The 16,497-nt window shown below is 60.4% G+C and carries 16 protein-coding genes; 13 read left to right on the forward strand and 3 right to left on the reverse strand.

Translation table 11 applies throughout. From position 1 onward, the window contains the following. Positions 1-263 precede the first annotated feature (263 nt). The 7 genes from OP10G_RS25010 (at position 264) to rplB (ending at position 8,499) form a co-directional block, all read left to right on the forward strand. Entirely contained in the window at positions 264-686 is a 423-nt protein-coding gene (locus OP10G_RS25010) for a prepilin-type N-terminal cleavage/methylation domain-containing protein (protein ID WP_025228944.1), read from the forward strand. Between the two features lie 250 nt (positions 687-936). Then, on the forward strand, positions 937-3,504 hold the full coding sequence (locus tag OP10G_RS18530) for an outer membrane protein assembly factor BamB family protein (protein ID WP_025228943.1): 2,568 nt from the start codon (positions 937-939) through the stop codon (positions 3,502-3,504). Positions 3,505-3,555: 51 nt separating this feature from the next. Continuing rightward, a complete protein-coding gene (locus OP10G_RS18535; RefSeq protein ID WP_144241244.1) occupies positions 3,556-5,760 on the forward strand; it encodes a prolyl oligopeptidase family serine peptidase in 2,205 nt (734 codons plus the stop codon). Between the two features lie 193 nt (positions 5,761-5,953). Further along, positions 5,954-6,580 carry a 50S ribosomal protein L3 gene (gene rplC / locus OP10G_RS18540; protein ID WP_025228941.1) on the forward strand — a complete coding sequence of 209 codons (627 nt, stop codon included), beginning with the start codon at positions 5,954-5,956 and terminating at the stop codon, positions 6,578-6,580. 2 nt (positions 6,581-6,582) lie between these two features. Further along, positions 6,583-7,254 (forward strand): 50S ribosomal protein L4, encoded by a 672-nt coding sequence (gene rplD, locus OP10G_RS18545; RefSeq protein ID WP_025228940.1) that lies wholly within the window; start codon positions 6,583-6,585, stop codon positions 7,252-7,254. Beyond that, positions 7,251-7,664 carry an uL23 family ribosomal protein gene (locus tag OP10G_RS25015; RefSeq protein WP_227624973.1) on the forward strand — a complete coding sequence of 138 codons (414 nt, stop codon included), beginning with the start codon at positions 7,251-7,253 and terminating at the stop codon, positions 7,662-7,664. The genes rplD and OP10G_RS25015 overlap by 4 nt, the downstream gene beginning before the upstream one ends. 1 nt (position 7,665) lies before the next feature. Beyond that, the gene (rplB, locus tag OP10G_RS18555) at positions 7,666-8,499 is read left to right on the forward strand and encodes a 50S ribosomal protein L2 (RefSeq protein WP_025228938.1); all 834 of its coding nucleotides are present in this window, start codon (positions 7,666-7,668) and stop codon (positions 8,497-8,499) included. Positions 8,500-8,654: 155 nt separating this feature from the next. Here rplB and OP10G_RS18560 read toward each other — a convergent pair whose 3' ends face one another. Next, positions 8,655-9,455 carry an ABC transporter permease gene (locus OP10G_RS18560; RefSeq protein WP_025228937.1) on the reverse strand — a complete coding sequence of 267 codons (801 nt, stop codon included), beginning with the start codon at positions 9,453-9,455 and terminating at the stop codon, positions 8,655-8,657. A 138-nt stretch (positions 9,456-9,593) separates the two neighbouring features. On the opposite strand from OP10G_RS18560, the gene OP10G_RS18565 reads away from it, so the two are divergent. The 6 genes from OP10G_RS18565 (at position 9,594) to OP10G_RS18590 (ending at position 15,304) form a co-directional block, all read left to right on the forward strand. Further along, entirely contained in the window at positions 9,594-10,298 is a 705-nt protein-coding gene (locus OP10G_RS18565; RefSeq protein ID WP_025228936.1) for a hypothetical protein, read from the forward strand. A gap of 124 nt (positions 10,299-10,422) precedes the next feature. Next, positions 10,423-11,133, forward strand: a complete 711-nt coding sequence (locus OP10G_RS18570; protein WP_025228935.1) for a hypothetical protein — start codon at positions 10,423-10,425, stop codon at positions 11,131-11,133. A 178-nt stretch (positions 11,134-11,311) separates the two neighbouring features. Next, a complete protein-coding gene (locus tag OP10G_RS18575) occupies positions 11,312-13,885 on the forward strand; it encodes a glycoside hydrolase family 3 protein (protein ID WP_025228934.1) in 2,574 nt (857 codons plus the stop codon). A gap of 5 nt (positions 13,886-13,890) precedes the next feature. Continuing rightward, the gene (locus OP10G_RS18580) at positions 13,891-14,346 is read left to right on the forward strand and encodes an SRPBCC family protein (protein WP_025228933.1); all 456 of its coding nucleotides are present in this window, start codon (positions 13,891-13,893) and stop codon (positions 14,344-14,346) included. Positions 14,347-14,400: 54 nt separating this feature from the next. After that, positions 14,401-14,829 (forward strand): antitoxin Xre/MbcA/ParS toxin-binding domain-containing protein, encoded by a 429-nt coding sequence (locus OP10G_RS18585; RefSeq protein ID WP_025228932.1) that lies wholly within the window; start codon positions 14,401-14,403, stop codon positions 14,827-14,829. Positions 14,830-14,851: 22 nt separating this feature from the next. Next, the gene (locus OP10G_RS18590) at positions 14,852-15,304 is read left to right on the forward strand and encodes an RES family NAD+ phosphorylase (RefSeq protein WP_025228931.1); all 453 of its coding nucleotides are present in this window, start codon (positions 14,852-14,854) and stop codon (positions 15,302-15,304) included. Positions 15,305-15,368: 64 nt separating this feature from the next. On the opposite strand, the gene rplE is transcribed toward OP10G_RS18590, so the two are convergent. Both rplE and rplX read right to left on the reverse strand, forming a co-directional pair. Then, positions 15,369-15,965, reverse strand: a complete 597-nt coding sequence (gene rplE, locus OP10G_RS18595; RefSeq protein ID WP_025228930.1) for a 50S ribosomal protein L5 — start codon at positions 15,963-15,965, stop codon at positions 15,369-15,371. A gap of 117 nt (positions 15,966-16,082) precedes the next feature. Continuing rightward, positions 16,083-16,496 carry a 50S ribosomal protein L24 gene (rplX, locus tag OP10G_RS18600; RefSeq protein ID WP_052547834.1) on the reverse strand — a complete coding sequence of 138 codons (414 nt, stop codon included), beginning with the start codon at positions 16,494-16,496 and terminating at the stop codon, positions 16,083-16,085. Position 16,497: the final 1 nt, after the last annotated feature.

Consider the following 16,497-nt stretch of genomic DNA (forward strand, 5'->3'; position numbering starts at 1 on the left):
AAAGAGAAGCGATTAGCCGCGAGGTCTAAGTGGGATCAACCGGACCGCCCGCGACTCTCAAAGTAGCGGGCAGGTAAGGATCTGTGCAAATAAAGTGCCGAAACCGCCCTAGATTTAGGGCGCGTGCCAGGAAAATTGCTTGTTTCTTGAGGGGACGACCCATTTCGGGAACCGCAGTCTAAGGAATTTCAAAGCCGTTTCCGACAAATCAAGCAGAAGAGTTGCCCGATATAGTTCGAGGTCGAAATTCTTCGAAGAAAATTATGTTAACTCGCAACCGAACTCGCCAGGCCGCCCGTCGCCGCGGTTTCACGCTCGTTGAGCTGCTCGTCGTCGTCCTGATCCTCGCCACTCTCATGGCGGTCGCGTTGCCGCTCTATCTGAGCTCGGTCGCCGACTCCAGCAAAAAGACCTGCCGCGCCAACATGCAGTCGATCGCCAACGCCGCTCAGGCGTGGAAGGTGAAGAACCGAGCCGCCGACTTCACCACGATGACGATCTCCGCTCTCACTCCCGACCTCGGCGCGGTGCCGACCTGTCCGGACGGCGGCGCCTACTCGATCGCCACCACCGGTTCGGTCAACGACGAAGGCGGCGCCTCCACCGCCATCCCCACCGGCTCCCTCGGCATCAGCTGCAGCATCGCCGGCCACAACGGCTTCATCCCCGGCGTGATGACCAAGTAAATTCGAACGAAAGACCCGAAAGGCTCTGTTCCACCTCGACGGTGGAACAGAGCTTTTTTTGTTTTATGCGAGCCATGCGGGATCAACGTCGCCCGTTCTTTGTTTCCGCAATGATGTGTTTTGAGCGGTTTTCGCGACACCTCTTCTCCCGCGTATCCCAGGCAAGGTTGCGGGGCCGTAGAGTGACCTAACGGCGATGCCTTTTCTAAATCTATTTTCCTCAACGAAGAGGGGGTTGGCTTTGCTTTGCATGGCTTTGCTCGCGCTTCTTCCGGTATTGGCTTTCGGCCAGTCGGTCTCAGGACTTGTTTTGGAGCCTTCTTCGGTCGTCGGAGGCGCGGCTTCTCGGGGTGTCATCACTCTGGATACGGCCGCCACCGGCGCAGGCCTCAGGGTGAATCTCTCCAGCAGTAGCAGCATCGCCCACGTCGGCGCTTACATTACGGTTCCGGCCGGGGCCACCACCGCCAAGTTCGGGATCACCACGACTGCGGTTGCGGGCACGGACACCGCCGTCATCACGGCGAGCGGCAACGGGACGGCCACCGCGACTCTGACGGTGCAGTCGCCGGGGATCCGCAACGTTATCTGCAGCCCCAACCCGGTGATCGGGGGCAACCCGGTCACGGGAACGGTGAACATCACGGGTCCCGCGCCCACGGGCGGGCTCACCGTCTCGCTGGCGAGCGACGATCCCTGCGCGGTGGTCCCGGCGTCGGTGAATGTCTCGGCGGGGGCAAGTGCGGCCACCTTCGGCATCACGACTCCGATCGTGAAGCTGAACACTTTCTCTCACGTCACCGCGACCTTGGGTTCTTCGACGGGAGTTAGAGCGCTTTACGTCTATTCGCCGGCGGTGACTTCTCTTTCGCTCTCGCCCGCTACGGTGACGGGTGGAACCAGCGTGACGGGAACCGTTACCATCGCCTCCGCGGCGGGAAGCGACACCGTACAGGTAAGGCTGAGAACCGATAATTCGGCGGTGACGGTTCCGAGCAGCGTCTTCGTACCTAGCGGTGCGACCCAGGTCACTTTCACAGCCACGACCAGTGCGGTCGCCAGTGCTCGTACCGTTAATGTGTTTGCCACCACAAGTGGGAGTCCGGTGTCGCAGAGCGTGACGATCAATCCGCCGGGACTGTCGTCGCTGACGCTGAACCCGACGGCGGTGCAAGGGAAGTACACGAGTCGGGGCACGGTCACTTTGAGTGGACCGGCGGCGGCGGGCGGGTTCGATCTCGCCCTTGCCAGCAACCAGACGTTCGCCACCGTTCCTGCCTCGGTTCACATTCCCACCGGCGCGACCTCGGCGGCGTTCACGATCATGACCTCGGTGGTCAACGCCAGTCAAACCGCCACGATTACCGCGAGCTTTGGCGGCGTGAACAAAGCGGCGGACCTGCTGGTGCACTGCCCGCCAGTGAAGTCGATGACGATCAGCCCGAATTCCGCGGCGTGGGGCTACGATGTCACCGGCACCGTGAACTTGACTCAGCCGGCTCCCGCTGGCGGAGAGACGGTCTCCTTGAGCGCGGATAAGAGCTACGTCCATCCGCCGGCGACGGTAGTTGTTCCCGCCGGAACCTGGTTCACCACTTTCCCGATCTCCTCCACCGCAACCGACCTGACCGAGGTGGCCACGGTCACCGCGACCGCGGGCGGAGTTTCGGTGACCGCGACCTACACCGTCATCAAGCAAGCCTCCACGCCCTGGCCGCAGATGCACGGCAATGCTCAAAACACGGGGCTTTCCATTGGCCGCGGGGTGAAAGGCACGCTTGCTTGGGGCAGTTACACCGCAGGTGACATGGCCGCCCTTGGTGTTGGCAATCGCGTGGTGTTTATCGAACGGCCAAACAATCAATCTCCCCTCTATTGGAGGTTGATCAACGTTCAAGCGGAAACCGGAGTCGTGATGTGGTGGTTTAACCTGCCAGGATTCGATGAGCACCAGCAATGTCCGGCCGTCGGCCCGGATGGAACGGTGTATGTAACGAGCAAAGTATCTCTGTACGCTTTCAATGTCAACGGCGTATTGCTATGGACCGTACCGTTAGGGTCTGCGCCGGGCGATCCAGATCCGACCCAGTTCGCCACGACCAGTGGGGTTGTGGTCGGAACTGATGGAACGGTCTACGTGGGTGTAACCGAATATCGCAACGGATCTCGAACCTATCACACCTATCTTGGCGCATTCAATGGAACGACAGGAGCGGTGAAGTGGAAGAACTTCAACGCTGGCTGGGCCAACGCTCGATGTTGCATCGGCTACGACGGCACCATCTACTCGGTTCGCGACCACTACCTCGGTGCTTACAAACCGGCGGACGGATCAGAGAAATGGCTCTTAGACGTGGGAGCGACCGAACAATTCGTGTACACCATGCCCGCCGTTGGCGAGGATGGCGCGATCTTCGTCGATAGCTTGGCGGGTCACATGATCGCGGTCAACCCCAATGGCACTCTCCGTTGGAAGTCCTCTTTCAGTACCTACCAAAGCGCCGACCTCGAAGGCCGCGGGCCGATGATCGGTAAAGACGGAACCGTTTTTGCCTTCGGCAACGAGATTCGGGCGTTCGATCCATTGACGGGAGCGACCAAATGGAATGTGCTCTACAGCCAGAAGGTTCGGGGGTTTGCCATCGACCTTGACGGAGTTCTATACGTTGGCACGAGAGACGGCTATATCCGAGCCCTTAACAGCGCTACCGGCGCGGAGAAGTGGAAGCTTAACGTGACCTACAACTGGATCGCCGACCATAAACCCGCGATGGGGGCGGACGGGGTGCTCTACTTCGGCCGGTTCGCGATCAAGTAAGGGCTAAGTGCAGACGGAACTTGGGGGTACTCCGAGTAGGTATAAGCGAGCGTGATTTCGACGTCTAGAGGAGGAGTGCGCCGCGTATTCCTCCTGCCTTTTCTTGCCCTGCTCGTGTCGGTGGGGTTCGGCCAGTCGCTGCCCAAGGCCGACATTCCGATCGAGCGGTTCTACCAATATCCGCTGATTAATGGGCGTTCGCCTTCGAACCCGAAGATGTCGCCGGACGGCTCCAAGATCGTCTTTGGCTGGAACGAGACGGGAGCTCGCAAGCTGGATCTCTGGTCGCTGCAATATCCGAGCGGCAAGAAGCAGCGGATCGTGGACGCCTCCAAGATCACCGATTTGCCGAGGCAAGACGACACGCGGACCGACCAGGAGAAGAGCGAGGCGATCCTTTATGACGGAGGGATAACCGGCGCGGATTGGTCGCCGGACGGCGACGAGCTGATGTTCTCCTACAAAGGGCGTGTGTGGCTGACGCAGCCGGACGGTTCGGAGCTGCACCCAATCGTCGACGGCCAGAGCGGCATTGCCTCGCCGCAGTTCACGCCGGACGGCAAGTACATCTCGTATGTCTCCGGGCAGAACCTGTTTCGGCTCGACCGTCACTCCGGGGCGGTGAAGCAGCTCACGTTCATCTCCAAGCCGAATACGAAGATCGAGAGTGCGACGTGGTCGCAGGACGGCAAGACGATTGCCGTGACGTGGTCCGATTCCAGCAAGGAAGGGAAGCACGTGATGATGGACTTCAGCAAGGACCGGGCCACGGTGGTGAATATCCAACGCGAATGGAACGGCGACCTGAACGTCGACAACCAAATCGGCCTCATTCCGGCCGACGGCGGCATCATCCGGTTCGTCTCGGGGCTTCCTCGCTATCTATGGCTCAAGGATGTGGAGTGGTCGCCCGACGGCTCCAAGCTGGCGATCGCATGGATCAAGGACGACTTTAAGGAGTTCACGATCTCGGTAGTGGACCCGGCGAAGGCTGAGAAAGCAGACGTTTACAACGAGAAGGCGCCGATGAACTACATCACGGATTGGCGTCCGTTGGTGTGGACGAAGGATGGAGAGTCGATCCTGTTCGGCACCGATATCGTCGACGGCCGTTTCGGCTACCGGTCTGTGATGAAGATGGACGCGGATGGGAAGAACCTATCCAAGTTCTATAGCGAGGGCCACGACGTGGCCGCGTTGGGCCGACCAAAGGAGAGCGACCGCATCTTCCTCGTGACCCTGGGCGAAAGCCCGCTCAAGAGCGAGATCACTGTCGTGGAGCCAGACGGGAAGCGGACCCATCACAAAGTGATGCCGAACGGAATGTCGACCCCGAAGGAGTTCGACGCGGCGGGTTTGCCGCTCTATAGCGACGACGGGGGACGAGTGGCGACGTTGGCGAGCGACCGGACGGTGAACCCGGAGCTCTATTCGGTGGAGCCGACGATCAAGCGGTTGACAAAGAGCCAGTTGCCCGAGTTCGAGAAGGTGAAATGGGCGGATTTCAAGGAGGTCACGTTCAAAGCACCGGACGGACGGATGTTGCACGGTTTGCTGATCGCCAGGCCGGGGCTGGACCTCTCCCAGAAGCACCCGGCGTTCATCTCCAACGTCTACGCCAATTCCGGAAAGGCGGCGTGGAGCGGGTTCCTGGAGAACTACGCGGCGATGAACCTGGATATGGTGGTGCTCGCCTTGGATTTCCGGGCGAGCTGGGGTTATGGCGGGGAGTTCAACAGTGGCTACTACCGTCAGATGGGCTTGATCGACGTGGACGAAGCGGTCGCCGCGAAGGAGTATTTGGCCTCTTTGCCGTACGTCCGCGGCGACAGGGTCGGGATCTGGGGCTGGAGCTACGGCGGTTATCTCACCTGCATGTCGTTGCTGACCAAGCCCGGCGTTTTCCACACCGGAGTTGCGGTCGCTTCGGTGACCGATTGGAAGTCGTATAACGAGTGGTACACCCGTCGACGGCTCGGCTTAGTGAAAGACGACCCGAAGATCTTCGAAAAGACCTCGCCGATCACCTACGCGGGGGGCTTGCAGGACAACCTGTTGCTGGTCCACGGCATCATGGACGACAACGTCTTATTCCAAGACACCGCGCGTTTGATCCAGCGGCTGATCGACAACGGAAAGTACTTCGACGAGATGACGTATCCGCGCGACGACCACTCGATCGGCAAAGACACGAGCCGCCCGCACGTCTTTGCAACGATCCTCCGGTACCTATACGGCCACTTGTCGCAGCCGTAGGGGACGTAGATTCACGGGAGGCTGGCCTGGTATTATCACACGTTGCGCGTCGGCATACCCTTGCCGATGCGCTTAGCGACGCTTCATAGGCGGCGCGCCAGGGCGACCCCTTAGGTTCTACGACCAGGGGCAACGCCGTGCGGAAATTCTCCGACGACATGGCGGCGCCTCCAGGGGAAGCGAAGGAGAACTTATGGTTCCAGGAATCCTGGGCACGAAAATTGGCATGACCCACCTCTTTAGCGAGGATGGGCGGATGGTTCCGGTCACGGTTATTCAAGCCGGTCCCGTCTACGTTACGCAGATCAAGACTCAAGACAACGACGGTTACACCGCCGTTCAGGTCGGCTTCGGCGAGGCGAAGGAGAGCAAGCTCACTTTCCCCAAGTACGGCCACCTCAAGAAGGCGGGTCTCACCAAGAATCTGAGGACGCTGAAGGAGTTCCGCATGGACTCCGTCGACGGACTTACCCTTGGCCAAGAGATCAACGCCGGAATCTTTGCGGAGGGTGAGGTCATCACGGTGACCGGCGTCAGCAAGGGTAAAGGTTTCCAGGGAGGCGTCAAGCGGTACCACTTCAAGGGACAGCACATGACGCACGGTTACATGACCCACCGACGTCCGCTCTCGAGCGGTGCGACCGGTCCGCAGCGCGTCTTCAAAGGGATCCGCAAGCCGGGCCGAATGGGTACCGACACGATCACCCAGAAAGGGCTGAAAGTCGTTAAGGTCGACGTCGAGCGAAATCTCGTCCTCGTGGACGGATCCGTTCCCGGCCCGAACGGCGCCCAGGTGACCATTAACAAGGTGGCGAGGTAAAGATGGCACAGCTCGATATCAAGGGCAAAGACGGTAAAACCGTTGGCCAGCACACCCTGAGCGATAAGATCGCCAACGCCAGCGTCAGCATGGTCACCGCTCACCGAACGGTCGTCGCCGAAGAAGCGAACGCCCGCCAGGGAACGCAGAAGGCGAAGACCCGCAGCGAAGTTCGCGGCGGTGGTCGCAAGCCGTACAAGCAGAAGAAGACCGGTAACGCCCGCCAGGGTTCGATCCGAGCTCCGCACTATGCCCACGGTGGAATGGCGCTCGCCGTCGCTCCGCGCGACTACGACAAGAAGGTGAACAAGAAGGAGCGGCGCGCCGCGATTCTTGCCGCCCTCGGCGCGCACTTCGAAGCCGGAAACGTTAGCATCGTCGACAGCATCACGTTCGCCGCGCCGAAGACCAAGGACGCGACCGCAATGCTCGAGGCGCTTGGCCTCAACGGTCAGCGCCGGCTGCTTATCGTGCTCCCCGAGTACGACGAGGTGGTGCTGAAGTCGTTCCGCAATCTTCCGAACGTGACCGTTCGCACGGCTCCGGCGAGCACCGCCGGCGGCGCCGAGGCGCCGAAAACCGCGGTCTTCTCGACTCGCGACCTGCTGTTGGCTCACAAGCTGATCGTGGTTCAAGAGGCGCTTAGCCGCATCGAGGAGGTTTGGGCGAAGTGAAGAACCCGCACAACATTATTCTGCGACCGCACATCACGGAGAAGTCGGTCGGACTGTCTTATGGCGACGATCAGGGAGCGCTCAAGCGCCTCCGAAACGAAGCCAAGAAGGCGGCTCCCGGCGACAAGAAAGCTCGCGAAGTGCAGGTAACCGACGAAGATCTCGTCCGCAAGTACACGTTTATCGTGGCTCGCGACGCGAACAAGATCGAAATTAAGAGCGCCATCGAGGCGATCTACAACGAAGGCAAGAAGGCCGACCAAGCGATCTCCGTGACCGCGGTCCGCACCGTCAAGGTGCTCGGTAAGAAGCGAAAGCGCGGACAGCGCAGCAGCGGCTTCGAGCCGGATCGTAAGAAGGCGATCGTAACGCTTGCGAAGGGCCAGATGCTCGAGGATTACGGAGTCTAAGATGCCAACTCGACAGTATAAGCCGACCTCGCCAGGCCGACGCCATATGATTGGCGCGACCTATTCCGAGGTCACCGCAAGCAAGCCGGAAAGGTCGCTGCTTAAGGCTAAGCCAAAGAGCGGCGGCCGCAACAGCTACGGCCGTATCACCTCGTTCAACCGAGGCGGCGGCAACAAGAACAAGTACCGCATGATCGACTTCAAGCGGGATAAGGACGGCGTACAGGCCAAGGTCGCGACGATCGAATACGATCCGAACCGAACCTGCCGAATCGCGCTGCTCCACTATCTCGACGGTGAGAAGCGATACATCCTCGCGCCGAAGAACCTGACGGTGGGCACCCGCGTGGAGAGCGGTCCGGAAGCGGACATCCTCCCGGGGAACGCGCTTCCGCTCAAGAACATTCCGCTTGGCACGCTCGTTCACAACATCGAGCTTCAGCCGAAGCGCGGTGGGCAGATGGTCCGGTCCGCCGGAACCGCCGCCCAGGTTATGGCCAAAGAAGGGAACTACGTGACCCTTCGCTTGCCGAGCGGCGAGATGCGGATGGTGCACAACACCTGCCGCGCCACCGTCGGCGAAGTTGGCAATGCCGAGCACGAGAACGAGTCGATCGGTAAGGCCGGTAAGAACCGCGGCCTCGGCCGCAAGCCGCACGTTCGTGGCGTCGTCAAGTCGCCGCGAGACCACCCACACGGTGGTGGTGAGGCGAAGTCGCCGGTCGGACGCAAGAAGGGTCCGGTCGACCGCTGGGGCAACAAGGCGCTGGGTCAGAAGACTCGCCGCAACAAGTCCAGCCAAAAGTTCATCGTCCGCCGCCGAACTTCCAAGTAAGGCGCGAGCGTTTCATTACAGGCGTCCCGAGTTTCTCGGGACGCCTGTTTTGTTTTTGCGGAGGCGGTTGGCAGTCCGGAGGTAGCACCGGCTCCCAGCCGATGACCGCCGCTCCGCCGGCGGGGCAGAGCTGGAGCTCTGCGGTCCGTATGGGATTAGAGGCCGACGCCGGTGTAATGCCTTAGGCCCTTTCTCCACAGGAATTTGGCGGCGGCGTAGGCGATGACGATCCAGATGCACTGGATGCCGATCGTCTGCCAGGCGGCGGCGCCGGTGACGCGACCGATGAGGATCTCGGTGGGCGCGCCAGTGGTGAAATAGAACGGGAACGCTTTGGCGAGGCCGGCGGCCCAGGCGGGCAGAAGCGAGATCGGGAAGAGCTGGCCCGACAAGAACAGCATCGGGATGTAATACAGCTCGAAGATCGAATAGACCTCCTGGGTGTACAGCGCCAGCATCGCCATCGCCATAACGACTGTAAAGCTGACGAAGTGGCCGAGCACCAGCGACAGCCAGAATTCGGGTCCGAAGTGCAGGGTCGCGTCTCCTAGGAGGGAGCGATAGAGGATCAGGAGAAGCACGAAGACGGGAGCGAACAGCGAGACCCGGATGATACGCCAGGACAGGTTCCGGATGTAGCTGATCTGAAAGAAGCTCATCGGTCGGAGAAGCGCAGTCGAAAATTGTCCCTCCTTGATCTCCACGGCGAGGTCCCACATGATGTGGCTGGTCACAAAAGAGCCGAGCATCAGCATGCAGAGGTAGTAGAGAACGAAGTCGCTCGTTCGGTACCCGGCGATGGCCCCGGCTTTGCTGGCGTGTGACCACACGAGCGGCATGGTAACCGCGGTAGTAACGTCCGTCAGGATCCAGATGATCCCGCTGGCCCGGTAGGCGAGCCCCTCCTGGAAGTAGATCGCGAATACGGCTTTCCACTTGCGCAGGGCAACTTCCATAAATCTATGCTACCGTCCGGCGTCTACTCCACGATTTTCTTGGCGCCCTCGTAATTGTATCAGTATTGCTTGTTGCGACCAATAGCGCACCAAGGAGGCGGAGGGAAACCAGCTCAAAGTGCGAAGCTATCTGTTGGTATGCGAGTTCGTTTTTTCGCGATAACCATCGCCTCTTTGGCGTTGGCTGCAGTCGCCTCCGCCACGGGCCAAGCCCGGATCGCGGTTGGCAAGTACAAGTGGGTTCCGGCGGAAGATACGATTTCGTTCTACAAGCGACACAAGCTGCCGATGCCGAGCGCGGTGCTTTGGATGAACGCCAGCGGCGTTTTCCGTCATGTCCTGACCGACGACCAAGGCACGGATACCACGCTCGGTACCTACACCGTAAAGGCCGACGAGATCACGTTCAAGATCGAAACCGGTGACGGCGTCGGATTGCCTCGCAAGATGAAGCTGGAGCTCGACAGCATCAGCGCCACTGGAACGTCGTTCCTAAGGGATAAGAAAGTCCAGTTGACGCCGACGGCTCCGAGCGCACCGGCGGCGGACTCGATGCCGGACTGGGTTGTCGGGACGTGGACGCTTCACCGGAATGGGGCGGAGGACTCGACCACTCGCTTCTCGTTCACATCAAACGGCACCTTTCGGTACAAGGGGCTGGGCGGCACATCCGCCGGGACATTCACGGTCTCCGACACCGGCATCGATCTCTTCTATTCGGAGATCGACGGGGAGCCCGTAGACCAAGGGGTAAAGATGCACAAGACGCTTCCGCTCCTTGAGGAGAAGGCCGCCTTTATGGTCGACACCTACCGCTACGAAAAGTCGTCGGCTGGTAAATAGACGGGGAAACTTCTTCAGACGTCCGATTCTTTCGTTCGGTTCGTCCATGTTTAGCTAAGAAACTAGCACTGGACCGCGTAGACGCGTATCAGCCGATCTCCGATACTCCTCCAAGGAATCGGATATGCGAAAGATCGTTCTTACCCTTGCTCTGGCCGCCTTCTCGGCGGCTTCCTTTGCCGTCACCCGCGATCGTGTCGCGGGTTTCTATCACCTCGTTCCGAACGAGGAAACAAGGCGCTTTTGCCGTCGCCACCATATCGACCTTCCGACCGGCCGACTCGTGATGCGCGACGATCGAACCTTCAAGCTGACGTATTCGGACGACGAGGGGGTCGAGAGGACCGCCGGCACATACGATATCGAAGACGGGACGGTGCGGTTCGTCATCGAGTCCGGATTTGGCGTCGGTCTACCGCCTGAGTTGCGGCTAGAGGAGAGCTGCCTCCGATCCGACCGAACCGAATACGCTCGAGACGAGGAAGTGCGCGAGGTTCCTGTTCGTCCGCGCGAGGAGCCCCGGAGCCGGCCCCAACCACGATACGAAGCGGGCCGACACAGCGGATCGATCGAAGGGACCTGGCGCATGGTCCGAGGAAACGGAATCGACAGCAACACGAAGTTCGTGTTCAGCTCCGATGGAACGTTCCGGTACGTCGGCGATAATAGCTCCAGCCGCGGCCGATACAGCCTGAGCGATCAGGGGATTGAATTGGTCTGGTCGGAAATCGACGGCCAACCCGTCGACCGGGGCGCGAACGTTCACAAGTGCCTCCCGTTCTCCTACAGCGGCGACGCGTTCTACGTGGACGACTACCGCTACGAGCGCAGATAGAACGTCAGGGGCAACCGCCCCTGACAAATTGCCTTACCACGAGTTGCTTCGGCACCGGTGTGATGCCTGACGGCGTCCTCGTTCTGGATACTCTCAAATAGGCCGCCGCTCGCCTTAACTCGAGCTGCCAACTGCAAACCGCTAACTGCCAACCCGCAAGGAATGCTAGGCTAACAGCATGTCGATGCTTGCGTTGGCCTTTGCGCTGGTGGCCCAGGATGCTACTGCCCCGTATCTCAATCCTTCTTTGCCGGTCGAACAACGGTCGGCGGACCTTGTCTCCCGGCTGACCTTGGCGGAGAAAGTCGCCCAGATGCAGAACGAGGCGCCGGCGGTGCCTCGGCTCGGCATTCCCGCCTACGTTTGGTGGAGCGAGGCGCTGCACGGCGCGGTGGGGAACCCGGTAACGGTCTATCCCCAGGCGATCGGCCTCGCTTCGAGCTTCGACACGCTGCTGATGGCAAACGTCGCCTCCGCGATCTCCGACGAGGGGCGGGCCCGCTATTACGACACGCTCAAGCGACGCGGTCGAACCGGCATGCACCAAGGGCTCGACTTCTGGGCGCCGAACATCAATATTTTCCGCGACCCTCGATGGGGCCGCGGCCAGGAAACTTACGGCGAAGACCCGTTTCTGACGAAGCGGATGGCGATCGCCTTCGTGAGCAATTTCCAGGGCGAGCAGAACGGGAAGTTCAAGGCGATCGCGACGCCTAAGCACTTCGCTGTCCATAGCGGCCCGGATCGGGAGCGGCATCATTTCAACGCCGTCGTCGATCCGCGCGACGAGTGGAACACCTATTTGCCGGCTTTTCGCGGCGCGGTCACGGAGGCGGGGGCTTGGTCGATCATGTCGGCTTACAGCGCGGTCAACGGGGAGCCGGCCTCCGCCAGCCCCACGCTACTGGGCAAAATCCTGCGCGATACGTGGGGATTCCAAGGGTACGTCGTTTCGGATTGCGGCGCGATCGGCGATCTCCTCTCCGGACACAAGCTAGCCTCGACTGAGGCGGAGGTCTCCGCCAAGGCGGTAACTGCCGGGTGCGACTTGGAGTGCGGCGGGACCTATCACTCCCTGGAGGAGGCGGTCGCCAAAGGGATCATCTCGGTAGATAAGCTCGACCGCTCTCTAGTGCGGCTATTCGAGGCTCGGATCCGGCTCGGGATGTTCGACACCGCGCAAACCGGACCGTGGAAGCCAATACCGATGAGCGTGGTGGATTCGCCCGAGCATCGGGCGCTGGCTTTGAAGGCGGCGCGCGAGTCGGTGGTGCTGCTGAAAAACGACGGCATCCTGCCCCTAAAGGGGGTTCGATCGTTGGCCGTCATCGGTCCGAACGCCGCCGACCACGACGTTCCGCTAGGGAACTACAACGGAACTCCAGCCCACACGACATCGGTTCTGGAAGGGATCCAGCAGGTGGCTCCTCGCGGCACGCGCGTTAGCTACACGAAAGGCTCCTCCCGCCTGGCGGGCGATGGCGGCGAACCGGTTCCGGCATCGGTTTTGCCAGGTGGCGTCAGTGGCGAGTACTTCTTAAACGAGAACCTACAGGGAAATCCGATCCTCCGGCAGAAGAGCGATAACATCGACAACGACTGGGGGAGCGACGGGCCGGGAGGCGGAGTGCCCAAAGACGGATTCTCGGCCCGGTGGACGGCGACGCTCGTTCCCAAGGTGAGCGGCGAGTACGCGCTCGGCGCACGCGCCGACGATGGGGTGCGGGTCTGGTTGGACGACAAGCAGATCGTGAACGACTGGAGCGTCCATCCCGCGTCGAGCGTCGTGACCACGGTTCCGCTCGTCGCCGGACGAAGCTATCGGATCCGGATGGAGTATTACGAGCACGATGGGCAGGCATCGGCAAAGCTGGTTTGGATGCCGCCCGTTCGGCAGAATTACGCTGAGGCGGTGAATCTGGCCAAGCAAAGCGACGCGGTGGTGATGGTGCTTGGGATCTCCGGCCAGGTGGAGAACGAGGAGAACGACCGCTCGAACATCGATCTTCCGGCACCCCAGCAGGGTTTGTTGAACGCCGTTTTGGCTACCGGCAAGCCGGTAGTTGTAGTTCTTGAAAGCGGGAGCTGTCTTACGGTTTCAGACTCTCGCATCCGGGGACTCGTACAAGCGTGGTATCCCGGACAATCCGGCGGCACGGCGGTGGCGGAAGTGCTGTTCGGCAAGGTGAATCCAGCCGGACGGCTACCGGTCACTTTCTACAAGTCTTTGGCGCAGGTGCCGCCGATCGCGAACTACAAGATGGATGGTCGCACCTACCGGTACATGAAGGCGAAGCCGCTCTATCCGTTCGGCTACGGTCTCAGCTACACGCGGTTCCGATACTCGGACGCTCACGTGGAGCGGCGATCCGATAACGGCGGGCTGTTCGTCACCGTCTCGGTGCGGAATATCGGCAACGTGGAGGGGGATGAAGTGATCCAGGTTTATTCGTCGCGCGAAGGGGCGGCGTGGCCGGAACCGCTACGGAAACTGGTTGCCTTCCACCGGGCACACATCCTCCCCGGCGCCAATGTTACGGTCACCATCCCGGTCGACCCAAGAGGGCTGGCCCAGGCGGACGGAAACGGCATCCTTACCATTTTGCCGGGCAAGTACCGCATCCATATCGGCGGCGGCCAACCCGGCTACGATCCGGCGACTTCGGGACGGGGGCAAGATGTGACGATGCGGCTAGACGAGAAGGTGATCCCAACCTCCAAGCAGCGTGTGCTGCCCGCGATCATCAAGTAGCGCCGATGGGTTCGGGCATCTCAAAGATCGTCAAGGCGCCGCGGGAGAGGGTGTATCTTGCCCTCACCGACCCCGCGGCACTGACGGTGTGGCAGGCGCCCGGCGAAATGACCGCCTTGGTGCACGAGTTCGACCTCCGCGTTGGTGGTGGGTATCGCATGTCGCTCTTCTATCCCTCGTCGGAACCGGAGGGCCGAGGAAAGACCTCCGGAAGGGAAGACCGCTTCACGGCGCGGTTCGTGGAGCTCGTTCCACCGGAGAAGGTTGTGCAAGCGATCAACTTTGATTCCGCGGATCCGGCCTTCGCGGGGGAGATGACTATGACGGTCAGCCTGGAAACCGTACGCGATGGAACGGAAGTGACGATCTCGTTCGACGGCATTCCTCCCGGTATCCGCCCGGAAGATAACGACGCCGGCACGCGGATGTCGTTGGAGAAACTGGCGAGGTACGTCGAGTAAGGACGATCCATGCCGCTCCATCTGATACAATGAACTGTCTCAGGTGATGCAAAAGTGATCAACGCCAGTGGAATCGCGACGGTTTTGTTCGGGGATGACTTCGAGTCTCGCTCGGTGCGGACGCTCGACGACTTGCGTAGCCGTATCTCCAAGGGCCTTCCGAAGCGAGTTTTGAAGAACACGGTTTCGCATGTCGCCGACCGTTCCGGACAGCAAGATCTAATCTATCAAATCGTCCCCCGGGGGACGTTGAGTCGGCGCGATACGCTCACCCCTGAGGAGAGTGAGCGGGTGGAGCGGCTTGCCCGCGTCATCGCAACTGCCGAGCATGTTTTAGGCGACGAGCTCCAGACCCGGCGGTTCATGACTTCGGCCCATCCGTTGCTCGGAGGAAAAACCCCTTTGGAGCTCAGCTATTCGGAATTAGGAGCGAGGCAGGTCGAGGAACTGCTTTGGCGAATCTTCTACGGTGTTACGGAATAAGCTCGTCGAACGAGCGTCATCTTTGACCTGCTTTCTGATTGCCGACCGAAGGTACAGCCTTCTGTCGGGAATGGGGGCGGCTCTCTATGGCGGCCGTTGGAATTCGGTCGGCTCGGAAATGCTCTACACATCTCTAACATTCGCGGGGGCGATCTTGGAGAAGCTGGTTCACACCAACACGGGCTCTATTTCGCAAACTCAGGCATGGATACGGCTGGAAGTTCCTAGCTCTCTACCGATTCATGCTTTCGAGGAAGACGACATTTCCGACTGGCTGTCCGATCAAGCAGGGTGCCGGAATTATGGAGACAAATGGCTTATCTCGGGTGCCTCGGTCGGGCTGATTGTGCCGAGCATCATCGGCCGTCCGCACGAGATGAACTTACTCTTGAATCCGAAGCACCCAGGATTCGGTGAGATTCTCACATCCGAGCCAGCCGCCGTCGATTGGGATCCCAGACTGTTCTCTCGCTAAGGCTATAAACAGAAAGAGGCCCGGAGACGACGAAGTCGCTCCCGGCCTCTTTCTGTTTATATCTTTACTTCTCGCGAAGCGGAAGGCCCATGGCCTTGAGGAATGCGTACGACTCCTCGTCCGTCTTGGCGGTGGTGCAGATGATGATGTCCATGCCGCGGATCCGGTCGAACGTGTCGTACGGGATCTCGGGGAAGACGAGCTGCTCTTTGAGGCCCATGGCGTAGTTGCCGCGGCCGTCGAACGACTTGGCGGAGAGGCCTTGGAAGTCTCGAATACGGGGAAGGACGACCGACGTCAGCTTGTCGAAGAAGTGGTACATCCGGTCGCCGCGGAGGGTGACCTTACAGCCGACTTCTTCGTTCTCTCGAACCTTAAAGTTGGAGACGGCTTTCTTGGCCCGGGTGATGACCGGCTTCTGACCTGAAATCAGCGCCATGTCGCGAACCGAGTTCTCGAGGTGCTTGTCCCCGTTCTTGGTCTTGCTGCCCGTGCCCATGTTGATGACGATCTTGTCGAGCTTCGGCGCTTGCATCACCGAGGTGTACTTGAACTGCTCGACGAGCTTTGGGATGACCTCTTCTCGCTGCTTCTTCTTCGCTCGCGGATACGGGAGCGTGACCGGGCCGGTCGACTCCTGGACTTTATCTTTTCGTGCCATTGGGTGTTTTCCTTTGCCTGAGTTCTGACCAGGCTTGTTTTGTGGGGAGTTGGCAGTTAGCAGTCTGCAGCTAGCAGTTCTGAATGGACTGCAAACTGCTCTCTGCTAACTGCAAACTCACTTCGCCATTACTTCGGCATCGGGGATGGCGGTGCCGGTTTTCTTGGCGTAGCGGACCAGCTTGCCGGTGGCATCGTCCTTGCGGCGGCCGACTCGGGTGGGCTGGTTGGTGTTCGGGTCGAGCACCATCAAGTTGCTGATGTGTATCGGCGCCGGGAGCTTGATTCGAGCCGATCGCTCGCCCTGAGTTCGCGCCTTGCGGTGCTTGATCACAGCGTTCAGCGGCAGCGGCTGATCGGGGTTCTCGTCGTTCTCCTTGAGAATGATCGCCTTCTGCTCTTTGGGAGCGACGGCGGCCACGAAGCCGATTTCGCCCTTGTCCTTGCCGGAGATGATCATCACCCGATCGCCCTTTCGGACTTTGAGCTTGATGTGCGAATTCTGTAGCTTAATTTCGGCCTTGGTGGGCATC

The sequence above is a fragment of the Fimbriimonas ginsengisoli Gsoil 348 genome (assembly GCF_000724625.1).
In the GTDB taxonomy this organism is placed as follows: Bacteria; Armatimonadota; Fimbriimonadia; order Fimbriimonadales; family Fimbriimonadaceae; genus Fimbriimonas; species Fimbriimonas ginsengisoli.

What these genes read in the sequence shown, in the direction of transcription:
- OP10G_RS25010 (WP_025228944.1), top strand. Translation starts at nt 264, where the DNA reads ATGTTAACTCGCAACCGAACTCGCCAGGCCGCCCGTCGCCGCGGTTTC.
- OP10G_RS18530 (WP_025228943.1), top strand. Translation starts at nt 937, where the DNA reads ATGGCTTTGCTCGCGCTTCTTCCGGTATTGGCTTTCGGCCAGTCGGTC.
- rplC (WP_025228941.1), top strand. Translation starts at nt 5,954, where the DNA reads ATGGTTCCAGGAATCCTGGGCACGAAAATTGGCATGACCCACCTCTTT.
- rplD (WP_025228940.1), top strand. Translation starts at nt 6,583, where the DNA reads ATGGCACAGCTCGATATCAAGGGCAAAGACGGTAAAACCGTTGGCCAG.
- rplB (WP_025228938.1), top strand. Translation starts at nt 7,666, where the DNA reads ATGCCAACTCGACAGTATAAGCCGACCTCGCCAGGCCGACGCCATATG.
- OP10G_RS18560 (WP_025228937.1), bottom strand. Translation starts at nt 9,455, where the DNA reads ATGGAAGTTGCCCTGCGCAAGTGGAAAGCCGTATTCGCGATCTACTTC.
- OP10G_RS18565 (WP_025228936.1), top strand. Translation starts at nt 9,594, where the DNA reads ATGCGAGTTCGTTTTTTCGCGATAACCATCGCCTCTTTGGCGTTGGCT.
- OP10G_RS18570 (WP_025228935.1), top strand. Translation starts at nt 10,423, where the DNA reads ATGCGAAAGATCGTTCTTACCCTTGCTCTGGCCGCCTTCTCGGCGGCT.
- OP10G_RS18575 (WP_025228934.1), top strand. Translation starts at nt 11,312, where the DNA reads ATGTCGATGCTTGCGTTGGCCTTTGCGCTGGTGGCCCAGGATGCTACT.
- OP10G_RS18580 (WP_025228933.1), top strand. Translation starts at nt 13,891, where the DNA reads ATGGGTTCGGGCATCTCAAAGATCGTCAAGGCGCCGCGGGAGAGGGTG.
- rplE (WP_025228930.1), bottom strand. Translation starts at nt 15,965, where the DNA reads ATGGCACGAAAAGATAAAGTCCAGGAGTCGACCGGCCCGGTCACGCTC.
- rplX (WP_052547834.1), bottom strand. Translation starts at nt 16,496, where the DNA reads ATGCCCACCAAGGCCGAAATTAAGCTACAGAATTCGCACATCAAGCTC.